Here is a 14,953-nt window from a genome sequence, read left to right as displayed (position 1 = left end):
CCTCATACCTTAAAGAAAGGCCCCACATAATACAAAGGCGATTATGTGGGGATAGCTATTACCAATGCAGTTTTATGTATCTGCTATCGGTTTGAGTATTACATCAGTGCGTAGAAGAAACTTTTACCCCACCTTCTGGAACAGGAACATAAGGTGTTTCTTTATCTGTACGTTCCGGATTTTTGTTCGCTTTTATTGCGGTCTTAATACCATAAATAATGATGCTATAGACCACGATAAGGAACAAAATACTTAAACCCGCGTTGGTATAGTTGTTCACAACAATGTGATTCATGTTACTGATCTGCTGCGCAGTCAATTCTGCCCCACTTTCTGCAATACGCTGTTTATACTCTTTTGCCAGGAAGAAAAAACCTTCCAGTTTGGGGTTATCACTGAATAATTTCAGTCCCAACGCCCAGGTAGTACAAATCAGCAACCAGATCGCAGGCACAACAGTGACCCAAATGTACTTAGTACGTTTCATTTTGATCAGTACAACAGTACCCAAAACCAGTGCAACGGCTGCCAGCATCTGGTTCGAGATCCCAAACAGTGGCCACAGGCTTTTAACACCACCTAATGGATCAACAACGCCTTGATACAACAGATAGCCCCACATACCCACACAGCCCGCTGTACCGATCATCCCCGCAATCAGAGAATCTGTTTTTTTCAGGAACGGTACAAAATTTCCTAATAAATCTTGCAACATAAAGCGGCCAGAACGTGTACCTGCATCCAAAGCGGTCAGAATGAATAGCGCTTCAAACAGAATACCAAAGTGATACCAGAAGCCCATATCTGCAACCGGAACGATCTGATGGAATACATGGGCAATACCCACTGCCAGAGTTGGCGCTCCTCCGGCACGATTCAGGACAGAAGGTTCACCAATCTCTTTTGCTGTTTGCAGAATTTGATCTGGTGAAATAACAAAGCCCCAGGAACTGACTGCTGCTGCGGCTTGTGTGGTCACATCTTTCAACGCAGTCATCATCACTGGAGCTTCCGCAGTTCCCAGATTGTGCAAATCAGGCATAGTAATGCCCAACGCTGCCGGAGGCGTATTCATGGCAAAATAAAGACCTGGTTCGATAATAGATGCCGCAACCAGTGCCATAATAGCAACAAATGATTCCATCAACATCGCACCATAGCCAATAAAACGCGCATCTTTTTCGTTTGCCAGCAATTTAGGTGTTGTACCAGAAGAGATCAGAGCATGGAAACCAGAGACTGCACCACAAGCAATAGTGATAAACAAGAATGGGAATAATGTCCCTTTCCAGACAGGCCCTGTGCCATCGACAAATTGTGTAACGGCTGGCATTTTCAGATCAGGATTGAGGATCACAATACCAATCGCCAAACCAACAATCACACCAATTTTCAGGAAAGTCGCCAGATAATCTCGTGGCGCCAGGATCAGCCAAACGGGTAATAATGCAGAAACAAACGCATACCCAATCAACGCATAAGTAATGGTAGTATCTTTAAAAGTTAAAGCAGGCCCCCAGTAAGGATCAGCCGCGACAACACCACCGAACCAGATTGCCGCGATCAGCATCAAGATCCCAATAACTGAAACTTCTCCCACGCGACCCGGACGGATATATCGCATGTAGATCCCCATGAAAAGCGCAATCGGTACGGTGGAACAAACGGTAAATACTCCCCATGGACTTTCTGCCAATGCTTTCACCACAATGAGTGCCAGGACTGCCAGAATAATGATCATAATCAAGAAGCAACCGAATAGAGCGATTGTGCCCGGAACCCGCCCCATCTCTTCTTTAACAATCTCTCCTAATGACGCTCCGTTACGACGAGAAGAGATAAACAACACCACAAAATCCTGTACTGCACCAGCAAGCACAACGCCGGCCAGCAACCACAATGTTCCCGGCAGATAGCCAACTTGCGCAGCCAACACAGGCCCGACTAATGGCCCCGCCCCTGCAATAGCTGCAAAGTGGTGACCAAACAGAACATTTTTGTTGGTAGGAACATAATTCAGGCCATCATTATTAACAACAGCGGGTGTTGCCCGCGTTTCATCCAGCTTCATCACCTTGGTGGCGATGTAAAGGCTGTAATACCGATAGGCAACCAGATAAACTGCTACGGAAGCAACAATTATCCATAAAGCACTAACATGTTCTCCCCGACGCAGTGCAACAACTCCGAGACAACATGCCCCAATCATCCCCAATATTACCCAGGGAATATGTTTTAAAAATTTATTATTGTTCATAAAACACCCTTTTTAAGGTAAGACGAACAGCAAGTTACTCTTTTTAATTCCACTTCAAGAAACCAGTTAGCTGATCACAGAGGAAAGAAACACTACTCGCCACACTGCACTATGATATGAAACTTCCTCCCGCGATATTAGAAGGATCTGAGTCAACGGTGGAATAACACATTAAGCGGTCAGAATCCTTCTATCAGTGGTTCCAGAGCAATTAAAACCTGCCTAATTTTGTGAGTAAGCTCACTGTTCATAAACCTTAATCAATGGCATCATCTTTCAATATATACGTTTATTGATAGCAGCAAGAAATAAAACAAAAAGTATTTTTATTCTTATAAAATGAAGGCATAAAATCCCCATAATTTTACATAATTATAATAAATTGATATTTATTGGTTAATTATGTTGAGATCCATAGAGTATATACAACGCTCAAAAACTTCACGCTCTTCATCCCGTAGAGTCAAGACCTTGAAACCATTATGAGTAACCAAGACAGTATGTTCAAACTGAGCTGATAATCGACGATCTTTTGTGGTCACTGTCCAGCCATCCTTATGTAATTTGATCTCTTTTTTCCCCTGATTAATCATCGGCTCAATTGTAAAAGTCATACCTTCTTCCAATACAACCCCTTCACCAGCTCTGCCATAGTGCAAAACCTGAGGCTCCTCATGCATATTGCTGCCTATCCCATGACCACAATATTCGCGTACGACGCTATAATTATTCGACTCGGCGTGCTGCTGTATCGTCTGCCCGACGTCTCCCAGTGTGATCCCCGGCTTGACGATCTTGATTGCTTTATACAGACACTCCTGCGTCACATCTACCAAGCGCTTGGCATGAGAAGCGACTTCACCGACACAAAATGTGACACTACTATCGCCATAGTATCCATCTTTTTTGACCGTCACATCCACATTGACAATATCACCATTTTTCAGTCTCTTATCAGATGGCCAGCCGTGACAGACAACATGATTAACCGATATATTAGCAGTATGCGGAAAACCATATTGCCCCAAGCTACCGGGAGTTGCTCCGAGAGTATTAACAATATAGTCATGACAAAATGCATCTATTTCCAAAGTTGTTATTCCCGGAGTGATAATTGGCCGGACAGCTTCAAGCACTTGCCCGGTCAAACGCCCGGCGATTTCCATTCGTTTTATTTCTTCTGCATTTTTTATCAATATATTATTGCTATTTTTCATTTATTTTCTCTTATTTTTCAGTACGTAGGATTACGCCCTTAATAATGCTCTTGCATCAGTGAATAACTCAAGCTATTTATTAAAATCTGTTCGCATTCTCATTATGTACACTTCATACTGTAATGTAGTTTTCCAATATTCAATATATATACTTCCCTATCAGTATCAATTATCCAAGCAATTAAGGGCGAAAAATGGAAAAGTTTTATCAGTTAAAGATTACACTTACGGAAACAAAACCTGCTATATGGCGTCGTTTCATTGTTCCATCCAATATTTCACTGGATAGATTACATGATGTAATTCAAATCGTTATGGGATGGGAAGATAGCCATTTACATGAGTTTATTTTTGATTCTAAACGCTTCACTGAAATGCCGGAAGAGCCAGGAGAAGGTCTGGAAGAAGGGAAATTCAAACTTGATTCACTTATCAAGCGTAAAGGAAGCAAATTCATTTATCTTTATGACTTTGGTGATGCCTGGGAACATGAAATTTTATTAGAAAACAGTAACTATTCTCCCGAAGAATTACCTATGCCGATCTTCTGTCTTGAAGGTGAACAAGCCTGTCCTCCCGAAGATTGTGGCGGAGTCTACGGCTATGTAGATCTGATTAATATTCTTAAAGATCCTACTCACGATGAGTATCAGGAAATGTTTGAATGGGTTAATGGTAATACTGAAATTTCCCCGGATAATGTTTTTTCTCCTGAAAAATGTGTTCCCGAAGAAATAAACAATATGCTGGCTTTATATTACCGCTGGTCGCGTGATCGTTATGTGCCACTGTTTAAATAAATAAGTTAGTCATATAACTTAATTACTGGCTTTTGCTATTTTATCTCAGAAATAAAATAGCAAAAGTATTTTCTGCGAAGTCGCATTCAATTAATTTTCCCGATAAATTCCAGCATCACAGCAACGCAATTTTCCCGGTCTGTCAACTGATCCCCCATTAATAAAGAGTGGTCTGCTAAGCTATAAATGAGGGTAGTCCATATACCGCAACGTTATATAAGGGATAACTATGAGCACATCAGAATATCGTGGTGGATGTTTATGCAGCAATATCAGATTTATTGCTACAGGGGTTCCAGTCAATCCTCATACCTGTTCATGTACTATGTGCCAAAAACACTCTGGGGCATTGACGCTCTGTTGGGTAGAGTTTCCCAAAAATTCTATTCAATGGATTGGTAAAGGTGGTTTTCCATCCCTGTATCGATCTTCAGATTATTCCAGCCGTGCATTTTGCAGTCAAATTTGCAAAAACAGTAGGAGTATAGCGGTATACATAGCAAAATGATTTAAATCGAGCGGCTTCGCAATCCTGTTTAATAGTCAGAAAATTTGATACATTCCCGATTACAATCTTGATACCCTACCCTACAACTCTTGCTCTTTCTGTAAGCAATCGAATCCACAGATGAATCACACAGATTATCAGTGATAAGATAGTGTTTTCGCCCAGCATGAGGTTCATTAACGTTCTATCCTTAGCTGATTATATTTAGGTTTTGTCATTTCGATGGGTTGACTGAGTGTCGATAGCCCAACCGAGTCAACAGGAATAAAAAATTGAATCAAATCAATATGAAAGAATCTCCAGCAAAGGATATAGATAGCCATACCCCGATGATGCAGCAGTACCTGCGACTGAAAGCGCAACACCCGGACATTCTGCTACTTTACCGCATGGGGGACTTTTATGAGTTGTTCTATGACGATGCCAAAAAGGCAGCAAAGTTACTGGATATTTCGCTGACTAAACGTGGGCAATCCGCAGGCCAGCCAATTCCAATGGCAGGCGTTCCTTATCATGCAATCGAAAACTATCTAGCAAAACTGGTCCAACTCGGTGAATCTGCGGCAATATGTGAGCAGGTTGGTGATCCTGCTAACAGTAAAGGCCCTGTAGAACGTAAAGTTGTACGTATCGTAACGCCGGGTACTGTCACTGACGAAGCATTGCTGCAAGAACGTCAGGATAATCTTCTGGCGGCTATCTGGCATGACAGCCAGGGGTTCGGTTATGCTACTTTGGATATCACTTCTGGCCGCTTCCGTGTTTCTGAAATAGCTGATGAGGATACCATCTCAGCAGAGCTTCAACGTACTCGCCCGGCAGAATTACTCTACCCTGAAACTTTCAGTCATATGGCGCTGATTGAACGCTGCCACGGTCTGCGTCGCCGCCCAATGTGGGAATTTGAACTGGATACGGCAAGGCAGCAATTGAACTTACAATTTGGTACTCGTGACCTGATAGGTTTTGGTGTGGAAAAAGCCACGCTGGCGCTGCAGGCTGCGGGTTGTCTGCTGCAATATGTCAAAGATACTCAGCGTACTGCTCTACCCCATATCCGCAATATTACGATGGAATGTCAGCAAAAAACCGTCATTATGGATGCTGCAACCCGCCGTAATCTCGAATTGACCCAAAATCTGTCGGGAAGCACTGAAAATACGCTGGCTTCTGTACTGGACCAGTGTGTAACGCCAATGGGCAGCCGCATGTTGAAACGTTGGCTACATACTCCGATCCGTGACAAAAATATACTGGAAAACCGCCAGCAGGCGATTTCTGCACTCCAGGAAATCGGCTTTGAGCTACAACCGTTTTTACGTCAGATTGGTGACTTAGAACGTGTACTTGCCCGCCTCGCTCTTCGTTCCGCTCGTCCCCGTGATCTGGCAAGAATGCGTCATGCATTCCAGCAATTACCTGATATTCACCAGATTATGTCCTCCTCTGATTCGCCTTATATCCAAGTATTACAACAGCGTATCGGTCATTTCGATAAGTTACAGACACTGTTGGAAAAAGCGATTGTCGAAACACCTCCGGTTCTGGTACGCGATGGTGGCGTGATTGCAACCGGCTATAATGCTGAGTTAGACGAATGGCGGGCATTGGCTGATGGGGCCAGTGATTATCTTGACAGACTGGAAATCCGCGAACGCGAAAAGCTTGGTATTGATACCTTGAAAGTCGGCTTCAATGCCGTACATGGTTACTATATTCAGGTCAGCCGTGGACAAAGCCATCTCGTACCGATTCATTATGTACGCCGCCAAACCCTAAAAAATGCAGAACGTTACATTATTCCTGAACTAAAAGAATATGAAGATAAGGTTCTGACTTCCAAAGGTAAAGCGCTCGCTATCGAAAAAGCATTGTATGAAGAACTGTTCGATTTATTGCTCCCTCATCTGGCTGCATTGCAAACCAGTGCGGAAGCCCTTTCAGAATTAGATGTTCTGGCAAACCTGTCTGAACGTGCTGAAACATTGAACTATACCTGCCCGACCCTGACTGATAAAGCGGGGATACAAATCACAGGCGGTCGTCATCCGGTTGTCGAGCAGGTGCTCAGTGAACCTTTTATTGCAAACCCATTAACGCTTTCATCGCAACGTCGCCTGTTAATCATCACAGGGCCGAATATGGGGGGTAAAAGTACTTATATGCGTCAGACAGCCTTAATTACGTTATTGGCGTATATCGGCAGTTTTGTTCCTGCTGAAAAAGCCGTAATTGGGCCTGTAGACCGTATTTTCACCCGGGTAGGGGCTTCCGATGATCTGGCTTCAGGGCGTTCAACCTTCATGGTGGAAATGACCGAAACCGCCAATATTCTGCATAACGCAACAGAGCATAGTCTGGTTCTGATGGATGAGATCGGGCGTGGTACATCAACTTACGATGGTCTATCCCTCGCCTGGGCCTGCGCTGAAAATCTGGCTAACCGCATCAAAGCAATGACGCTGTTTGCTACCCACTATTTTGAATTAACAAAACTGCCTGAAAAGCTCGAAGGTGTGGTTAATATCCATCTGGATGCTGTTGAACATGGCGATACCATTGCTTTTATGCACAATGTTCAAGAGGGTGCTGCCAGCAAAAGTTACGGGTTGGCTGTTGCTTCACTGGCAGGAGTCCCCCGCGATGTTATCAAACGAGCACGCCAAAAATTAAAAGAACTGGAGTCGCTTTCCAATAACGCAACAATGGGTTATGTCGATACCCCCCAATTGACGCTACTGACAGAAGAAACGTCTCCAGCGGTTGAAGCATTGGAAAATCTGAATCCAGATTCCTTGACACCACGTCAAGCATTGGATTGGATTTATCGTTTGAAAGACATGGTGTAACAAGGATATTGCATAAAAATGACATGGTGTAAAATGACGGGTTTACAAATGAAACATGATATCAACCTGTTAGAGCCAATTTATCAATTTTTACAGTGTGAGACACCGGATCAATGGGTAGAAAAAGCACGACAACCGGAAAATCTTCCGGTTTTACTGCGTGATCACCTTCTATGTGAATTAAAAGCAGCCCAAAGCGCAATGTTCCTGATCCGCAAATACGCTGTAGATCCTGCAAGTGCTGACACTTTGCTGGCATGGTTTAAACCCTATGAGGATTTCGCCTATAAAAAAATGGGCGATATTCATTCATTGAAAGGCAAAAGTCAGGTTACCAAGCAAATTACAGCACGAGAAAAATCCCCCTATGGGCAAACGCTGATTGATAAAATGGTGTTATTGATTAAAGAAGAGCTACACCACTTTTATCAAGTGCTGGAAATTATGGATGCCAGAGGAATCAACTATGACAGCATCAGCGCCAGTCGTTATGCCAAGTCATTATTTCAGCATATCACGAACCATGAACCTTACACGTTGGTAGATAAGTTGATTATTGGAGCATATATCGAAGCTCGCTCTTGCGAGCGTTTCGCAAAACTGGCTCCTCATTTGGATGAAGAGTTGGGTAAATTTTATATTTCCCTGCTGCGTTCAGAAGCACGCCATTATCAGGATTATTTAATGCTGGCTCAATCTATTTCTAAAGAAGATATTACCGAAAGAGTGAAATATTTCGGTCAAATTGAAGCTGAACTTATTCAGTCACCAGATCCTGATTTCAAATTCCATAGTGGAATACCTATAAATAGTTATATTAATAGTAAGTAGTGACTAAGTAGTGATTTCGCCAGAAATTATGATGTTCCAATAAATTAACCAAATAATAAATAAAAAGGTGAGCTAATCAGTCCACCTTTTTATTCAATTATCTCTTTATCTTTCAAGTTACAGCTTTTTCAACCATATCTTGAATGCTATTAGGCATAAAAATTAAGTACGAAATAATGATTCAATGTTCAAGCCCTGGGTGTGCAGAATATCTCTGAGACGACGCAACCCTTCCACCTGAATCTGACGGACTCTTTCCCTGGTTAACCCAATTTCTCGCCCGACATCTTCCAATGTTTCCGCTTCGTATCCAAGTAAACCAAAACGGCGAGCCAGAACTTCACGTTGTTTTGCATTCAATTCAAACAACCATTTGACAATACTTTGTTTCATATCATCATCCTGAATAGTTGTTTCTGGCCCTGAATCATTCTCATCAGATAAAATATCCAATAACGCTTTATCTGAATCCCCACTCATTGGCGTATCAACGGAAGTAATACGTTCATTAAGCCGCATCATACGACTTACATCATCAACTGGTTTATCCAGTTTTTCCGCTATTTCTTCAATACTTGGCTCATGATCCAATTTATGAGCCAACTCTCTGGCAGTACGTAAATAAACATTTAGCTCTTTAACGATATGAATAGGCAAACGAATCGTACGAGTTTGATTCATAATAGCCCGTTCAATTGTCTGACGGATCCACCAAGTTGCATAAGTGGAAAAACGAAAACCTCTTTCAGGATCGAATTTTTCTACTGCTCGAATAAGACCAAGATTACCTTCTTCAATCAAATCCAAAAGTGCCAACCCCCGGTTGCTATATCTGCGGGAGATCTTAACTACCAACCGCAAATTACTTTCAATCATGCGCTGGCGTGCAGCAATATCTCCCCGCAATGCGCGTCTGGCGAAAAGAACTTCTTCCTCTGCTGTCAACAAAGGAGAAAAACCAATCTCTCCGAGATAAAGCTGTGTTGCATCAAGAACTCGCTGGTTTACTCCTTGCAACAAATCCAAATCTTCATCAAGACTAGTTAAATCATCCTCGTCTTTCAGCAACGCTTCATCAAAGTCACCGGCTTCCATGCCACTTTCGTCTAAATCCGCCTCTTCATACAACTCATTAACTTTAAGCGTACCTTGGCTCATCAGTTGCTCCTACCCATGATAATGCGGACAGGAGTTCAGGTTCCTGCCCCGGTTTATCGCTGCGGAAGATAACGCAGCGGGTTTACGGATTTTTCCCTGTATCTAATCTCAAAATGCAATCTTACTGAACTGGTTCCGGTGCTACCCATAGTGGCGATTTTCTGCCCTGCCTGTACTTCCTGCTGATCCCGCACCAACATAGCATCGTTGTGAGCATAGGCACTCAGGTAGTCATCATCATGTTTTATTATTATTAGATTTCCATATCCGCGTAATGCGTTTCCGGTGTAAACAACTTTCCCATTAGCGGCCGCAAAAACGGGTTGACCACGACTCCCCGCAATGTCAATGCCTTTATTCCCACCTCGAGAATCTGAGAAACCTTCAAGAATCTTTCCTTCCGCAGGCCATTTCCAATTATTGATCGCCTTACTCGCATTTAAACCTGTCTCTGGTGATGCTTTAGAGGCGGCATCGTCGCTATCAGAAACTGTCACTCTTGGCAACATCTTTCTAGGATTCTGCCTATCAATATTTGCAGGATACGCATTACCTTTTTGAAAATCAACCTGCTCAATTTTAGATTGAGTACTATTTGATGCTATTAATACACCATTCTTGGAGTTTGCATTGCCAATTCTCAGGACTTGACCAACATTTAAGCTATAAGGTTCTGAAATACCATTTATGTGAGATATATCACGAAAATCCTTACCAGTAATCCACGCAATGTAAAATAAAGTGTCTCCATGTTTAACTGTGTAAGTATTGCCGTTATAGCTGCCTTTAGGAATGTTCCCATAATTGCGGTCATAGACGATCCCCTCTTGCTGAGCAGGCTTATTACCAGCATGATTCACTGGATATCGATTATCTGAAGCACGATGTTCTATTGGCCGATTTGTAGAAATGACAGGGGGAAAAGATGACATAGGTATCGAAACCGATGGGCTCCGGGAGGATATTATTCCGTTTTTTTCCTGATTATCCACACTCACTATTGGTGCAGGACGGCTCATTGTATTACTACAACCTGTCAGAATTATTCCCATAATAACGCAGGTTATTATCCACTGTATTTTTTTCATTAAGTTTCCTACTTTCATACCTTATTCCCCCATAAAGGCAAATATAAGTGATAAGCATGATGATTTATAAAGAAATTTAGATGTACAAAAATATTTAAAGCAAAATACTTTTTTTATCTCAAAAAATGACGGCTAATTTAAAAATAGCGGCAAAAAAATATAAATCAGCAGATTATGCCAGTTCGCCTTGGATCAGGGGTACGAAACGAACAGATTCGATGACTTCACTATGAAAATCGTTCCCATAACGACGTACCACCTTTAGCGACTGAGAACGCTCACCAACTGGCAATACCATCACGCCGCCATCTGCTAGCTGATGTAATAGTGCCTGTGGTATTTCTGGAGGTGCTGCTGTGACGATAATGGCATGAAATGGCCCTTTTGACGGCCAACCATTCCAGCCATCCCCATGGCGGGTTGAGATATTATGCAAATCGAGCTGTTTTAGCCTGCGCTTAGCCTGCCACTGTAACCCCTTAATACGTTCTACGGAGAAAACATGTCTGGCTAAATGGGCAAGTATAGCTGTCTGATAGCCAGATCCCGTTCCAATCTCCAACACATTAGATTCAGGGGTCAAATTCAGTAGCTCAGTCATACGAGCAACAATATACGGCTGAGATATAGTCTGCCCAGATCCAATGGGCAATGCTGTGTTTTCATATGCCTTATGCGCCAAGGCTTCATCAACAAAGCATTCCCTGGGAACTCTCGATATCACATCCAGCAGATGTTCGTTCTGTATTCCCTGCTGGCGCAATTGTGTCAGCAAATTTTTCATTAACCGACTTAACATTCTCCCATTTCCCCGACTTTCAACAACCAATCAGCGACCAATTCTTGTGCTTTATAGGCTGTCAAATCTACCTGCAAAGGAGTAATGGAGACAAACCCTTCTTCTACCGCAGCAAAATCTGTTTCCGGACCAGCATCACGCTTTTCTCCCGGAGGCCCTATCCAATAAAGCATATCGCCCTTGGGATCTTCCAGAGAATAAACTTCTTCAGCCGCACTTCGACAACCACATCGTGTTACCTTAAACCCTTTGATTTGCTCAATAGGTCTATCAGGCACATTGATGTTCAGAATATTTCCGGCTCTCAATGGGAATTTTTGTAACAGATTCAATAAATGTACAGTAACTTCTGCTGCTGTTTCATAATGTTTGTCACCATCAAGTGATACGGCAAGGGCGGGTAACCCTAAATGACGCCCTTCCATTGCAGCAGCAACTGTACCGGAATAAATTACATCATCACCTAAATTGGGACCACAGTTAATCCCTGAAACCACAATATCCGGGCGAGGGCGAACTAACTTATTGACCCCCAAGTAAACACAGTCTGTCGGTGTTCCTTCCCTAACCGCAACATCACCATTATTCAATACGCTGATACGCAAAGGACGATCCAACGTTAAAGCATTCGACGCACCGCTACGGTTACGATCAGGTGCAATAACCTGCACATGATATTGTTCCCGTAATTTAGCCGCTAAAGTTTGAATACCCGGCGCAGTGACACCATCATCATTACTTAGCAATATCCGCAGCATTAAAATATCTCATTGATTTTACTTATTAAAACATAGAATGATACTGTAATTTTCCCTATCCATTGTCCTATTTTTATGGTGTAACTTACGCCCGGACAAGATCAGGATTATCAGAAAATCGTTTGATCTTAGCATGAGGCAACCCGTTTTGTAGAGCGCTTTGCATTCAGCCTTTAAATAAGAAAATACTTACCACGAAACTTATCCATCAATATAGTGAACAAAGAGTCCGTAGCAAAAATAAAAGAAAGTGTATTTACATTCACTACTTGGGAAGAAAATAAAATTCCAGTCATACCGCTAACCCTATGACTGGAAATAAGTGAAAGGAATCAGAAATAAAAAATCACTACTCAGCAATATCAGTAGTGTTATTTTTATCCTGATTAATCAATTCCCTGACAACACTGGTTGCAAAGCTACCTGATGGCAAAGAAAAATGAAGAGTGACAGTTTGGTCATCCTGCCATTCCCAACGCAAATTAAGTGGTTTCACCAACATCGACCGGCGAGCGCTTTCTACACGTTCACGTTTAACCAATGCCCACAATGATCCGTAATCTTGTAAGCATTGCTGTTCAAAATCCAGAACCTGATGCTGTGTCCCCAATGCCTTGTCTCCCGGCAACGGAGCGGTAATCTGTAACTCACCATCGATAACCCGCTGCTGTAGCACAGCCAGTTCAGATTCGTCAGCCACAAACCAACTACCACGCCCTGTTAACTGTAATGCGTCACCATTTTGTACCTGCTGATGCTCACCCTGTGCAATACGTATACTGGTAATGGTATTAAACATAGCACTGCGACAAGCAGAAAGGTAAAAGCTACGACGATTGCGTTCTTTAACCTGTATTTCATTTTCTGCCCAACGCTGTGCCTGAACCAGATTCTGCCCATCACGCCCGAAACGCTGTTCGCCAAAATAATTAGGAACACCTGTCTGAGCAACCAGTTGCAAGCGTTTTTCCACTGATTGCCGATCAGAAACTTCCCTTAAAATCAGTGTAAAATCGTTACCTTTCAATGCACCAATGCGTAGTTTGCGTTTCTGGCGAGCGGTGTCCAGTATTTCACACCCTTCAAGCTGGAATGTGGTTAAATCGGGATCTTGTTTTCCCGGCAGATGCAAACAGAACCACTGTTCAGTCACTGCATTACGATCTTTTAAGCCCGCATAGCTGACAGAGCGTGCTGATATTTTGGCAAAACGAGCAAGATGATCAGCAACAAACTGAGTGTTACATCCTGTCTTACGGATATGTACCATTAAATGTTCGCCTTCTCCATCAGGAGAAAAACCTAAATCTTCACGAACAATAAAATCTTCTGGTGCTGCTTTAACAACTCCGGTTGCCTCCGGGCGATCATAAAGCCAATGTAATTCACGCAATACCATGCTTATTCCTTCACCAGCAAAGCCACTGCTTCACAGGCAATACCTTCTTTACGCCCAACAAATCCCAGTTTTTCAGTGGTTGTCGCTTTAACGTTAATGTCATCCATATGACACTCAAGATCTTCGGCCAGATTAACCCGCATTTGGGGAATATGAGGCAACATCTTAGGTGCTTGGGCGATAATTGTGATATCAAGATTACCAATCCGATAACCTTTTTCACGGATACGCCGATAGGCTTCTTTCAACAATTCACGACTATCTGCACCTTTAAAGGCCGGATCAGTATCTGGAAACAATTTCCCGATATCTCCTAAAGCCGCAGCCCCCAACAGAGCATCTGTTGCAGCATGTAAGGCAACATCACCATCTGAATGTGCAATCAATCCCTGCTCATAAGGAATACGGACGCCGCCAATGATCAATGGCCCTTCTCCACCAAATTTATGTACATCAAAACCGTGACCAATTCTCATACGCTATGTTCCTTTGATTCTCGGGATAGATAAAACTCAGCCAATGCCAGATCTTCAGGTTCGGTCACTTTAATATTGTCCGCTCTTCCTTTGATCAGGACTGGACGATGGCCGCAATATTCCAATGCTGAAGACTCATCCGTAATGCAGGCTTGCTCTGAAAGCGCTTTAATCAAGCAATCACGCAATAGCTGTAAAGGAAATAATTGCGGAGTTAACGCGTGCCAAAGGCCATTACGATCAACGGTATGATCAACAAGCAATGGATTTACCGCAGATATTTTTTCCACCGGCGAAACCAGCATACGTTTCATTGTGTCCCTGACGGGAGCTGCCAGTAATCCACCACAAAGTGAGCCACCATAAAACGATCCACCATAAAACAAGCCGTCACACACGGCAGGAAAGCTCTCGTTTTTATCGACCAATTGCAGTAAGTTATCAAGGTCATCCCGATGTAAACAAGGACGAGCTGCATCATGGACTAAAACCCAAGTTGAGCGTTCCGGTGAAAATTCTGACAAATAATTCAGTCCCGCCAGCACAGAATCAGCTCGCTCATCACCACCAATAATGGTTGTGATACGCGGATCAGAGGCAATAACCAATTGGTTAAATTGCGTGTCAGCAGGATTCAGCACAATAACAATTTGCTGTATACGGGAATGTTCAAGCAATACAGACAACGTGTGCTCAATAATGGTTTTTCCCGCAACATTAAGATATTGCTTCGGGCATTCTGATTTCATCCGGCTGCCAATACCAGCAGCCGGGATCAAGGCAACTATTTCAGTCATAAAGTTAAATCAATCA

The 14,953-nt window shown here is 42.9% G+C and carries 12 protein-coding genes and 1 pseudogene; 4 read left to right on the top strand and 9 right to left on the bottom strand.

Going from position 1 to position 14,953, the window contains the following annotated elements:
- Window positions 1-103: 103 nt before the first annotated feature.
- Together Xind_RS09505 and map are read right to left on the bottom strand one after the other, a co-directional pair.
- A complete protein-coding gene (locus Xind_RS09505; protein WP_047678650.1) occupies window positions 104-2,257 on the bottom strand; it encodes a carbon starvation CstA family protein in 2,154 nt (717 codons plus the stop codon).
- A 389-nt stretch (window positions 2,258-2,646) separates the two neighbouring features.
- Window positions 2,647-3,474: a type I methionyl aminopeptidase gene (gene map / locus Xind_RS09500; protein WP_187649937.1), complete on the bottom strand. Its 828-nt coding sequence runs from the start codon at window positions 3,472-3,474 to the stop codon at window positions 2,647-2,649.
- Window positions 3,475-3,668: 194 nt separating this feature from the next.
- On the opposite strand from map, the gene Xind_RS09495 reads away from it, so the two are divergent.
- From Xind_RS09495 to miaE, 4 genes and pseudogenes are all read left to right on the top strand, one after another.
- Window positions 3,669-4,274, top strand: coding sequence for a plasmid pRiA4b ORF-3 family protein (locus tag Xind_RS09495; RefSeq protein WP_047678647.1), 606 nt, complete (start codon window positions 3,669-3,671; stop codon window positions 4,272-4,274).
- Between the two features lie 229 nt (window positions 4,275-4,503).
- Window positions 4,504-4,737, top strand: a pseudogene (locus Xind_RS24060) (GFA family protein); the annotation flags it as partial.
- A 332-nt stretch (window positions 4,738-5,069) separates the two neighbouring features.
- Entirely contained in the window at window positions 5,070-7,631 is a 2,562-nt protein-coding gene (mutS, locus tag Xind_RS09490) for a DNA mismatch repair protein MutS (RefSeq protein ID WP_047678670.1), read from the top strand.
- An 18-nt stretch (window positions 7,632-7,649) separates the two neighbouring features.
- Window positions 7,650-8,462 (top strand): tRNA isopentenyl-2-thiomethyl-A-37 hydroxylase MiaE, encoded by an 813-nt coding sequence (miaE, locus tag Xind_RS09485; protein ID WP_197056344.1) that lies wholly within the window; start codon window positions 7,650-7,652, stop codon window positions 8,460-8,462.
- Window positions 8,463-8,624: 162 nt separating this feature from the next.
- On the opposite strand, the gene rpoS is transcribed toward miaE, so the two are convergent.
- The 7 genes from rpoS to Xind_RS09450 all read right to left on the bottom strand — a co-directional run bounded on the left by rpoS (window position 8,625) and on the right by Xind_RS09450 (window position 14,937).
- Window positions 8,625-9,620, bottom strand: a complete 996-nt coding sequence (rpoS, locus tag Xind_RS09480; protein ID WP_047678645.1) for an RNA polymerase sigma factor RpoS — start codon at window positions 9,618-9,620, stop codon at window positions 8,625-8,627.
- Window positions 9,621-9,673: 53 nt separating this feature from the next.
- On the bottom strand, window positions 9,674-10,708 hold the full coding sequence (gene nlpD / locus Xind_RS09475) for a murein hydrolase activator NlpD (protein WP_339354596.1): 1,035 nt from the start codon (window positions 10,706-10,708) through the stop codon (window positions 9,674-9,676).
- Window positions 10,709-10,880: 172 nt separating this feature from the next.
- Window positions 10,881-11,507 carry a protein-L-isoaspartate(D-aspartate) O-methyltransferase gene (locus tag Xind_RS09470; protein WP_047678639.1) on the bottom strand — a complete coding sequence of 209 codons (627 nt, stop codon included), beginning with the start codon at window positions 11,505-11,507 and terminating at the stop codon, window positions 10,881-10,883.
- Window positions 11,501-12,265, bottom strand: a complete 765-nt coding sequence (surE, locus tag Xind_RS09465; RefSeq protein WP_047678636.1) for a 5'/3'-nucleotidase SurE — start codon at window positions 12,263-12,265, stop codon at window positions 11,501-11,503. The genes Xind_RS09470 and surE overlap by 7 nt, the downstream gene beginning before the upstream one ends.
- Window positions 12,266-12,614: 349 nt before the next feature.
- Complete coding sequence (gene truD, locus Xind_RS09460; protein ID WP_047678633.1) at window positions 12,615-13,664, bottom strand: tRNA pseudouridine(13) synthase TruD; 1,050 nt, start codon at window positions 13,662-13,664, stop codon at window positions 12,615-12,617.
- Window positions 13,665-13,666: 2 nt separating this feature from the next.
- A complete protein-coding gene (ispF, locus tag Xind_RS09455; protein WP_086955344.1) occupies window positions 13,667-14,140 on the bottom strand; it encodes a 2-C-methyl-D-erythritol 2,4-cyclodiphosphate synthase in 474 nt (157 codons plus the stop codon).
- The gene (locus Xind_RS09450) at window positions 14,137-14,937 is read right to left on the bottom strand and encodes an IspD/TarI family cytidylyltransferase (RefSeq protein WP_187649935.1); all 801 of its coding nucleotides are present in this window, start codon (window positions 14,935-14,937) and stop codon (window positions 14,137-14,139) included. Before Xind_RS09450 ends, ispF begins: the two co-directional genes overlap by 4 nt.
- Window positions 14,938-14,953 lie beyond the last annotated feature (16 nt).

It is taken from the genome of Xenorhabdus indica, from assembly GCF_014467235.1.
In the GTDB taxonomy this organism is placed as follows: Bacteria; Pseudomonadota; Gammaproteobacteria; order Enterobacterales; family Enterobacteriaceae; genus Xenorhabdus; species Xenorhabdus indica.
Note: the sequence above shows the minus strand (reverse complement) of the source record. Positions and strands in the feature narration are given on the sequence as shown.

Excerpts from the sequence above, each read along its gene's own strand:
- Xind_RS09505 (WP_047678650.1), bottom strand. The coding sequence starts at position 2,257 with ATGAACAATAATAAATTTTTAAAACATATTCCCTGGGTAATATTGGGG.
- map (WP_187649937.1), bottom strand. The coding sequence starts at position 3,474 with ATGAAAAATAGCAATAATATATTGATAAAAAATGCAGAAGAAATAAAA.
- Xind_RS09495 (WP_047678647.1), top strand. The coding sequence starts at position 3,669 with ATGGAAAAGTTTTATCAGTTAAAGATTACACTTACGGAAACAAAACCT.
- mutS (WP_047678670.1), top strand. The coding sequence starts at position 5,070 with ATGAAAGAATCTCCAGCAAAGGATATAGATAGCCATACCCCGATGATG.
- miaE (WP_197056344.1), top strand. The coding sequence starts at position 7,650 with ATGACATGGTGTAAAATGACGGGTTTACAAATGAAACATGATATCAAC.
- rpoS (WP_047678645.1), bottom strand. The coding sequence starts at position 9,620 with ATGAGCCAAGGTACGCTTAAAGTTAATGAGTTGTATGAAGAGGCGGAT.
- nlpD (WP_339354596.1), bottom strand. The coding sequence starts at position 10,708 with ATGAAAAAAATACAGTGGATAATAACCTGCGTTATTATGGGAATAATT.
- Xind_RS09470 (WP_047678639.1), bottom strand. The coding sequence starts at position 11,507 with ATGTTAAGTCGGTTAATGAAAAATTTGCTGACACAATTGCGCCAGCAG.
- surE (WP_047678636.1), bottom strand. The coding sequence starts at position 12,265 with ATGCTGCGGATATTGCTAAGTAATGATGATGGTGTCACTGCGCCGGGT.
- truD (WP_047678633.1), bottom strand. The coding sequence starts at position 13,664 with ATGGTATTGCGTGAATTACATTGGCTTTATGATCGCCCGGAGGCAACC.
- ispF (WP_086955344.1), bottom strand. The coding sequence starts at position 14,140 with ATGAGAATTGGTCACGGTTTTGATGTACATAAATTTGGTGGAGAAGGG.
- Xind_RS09450 (WP_187649935.1), bottom strand. The coding sequence starts at position 14,937 with ATGACTGAAATAGTTGCCTTGATCCCGGCTGCTGGTATTGGCAGCCGG.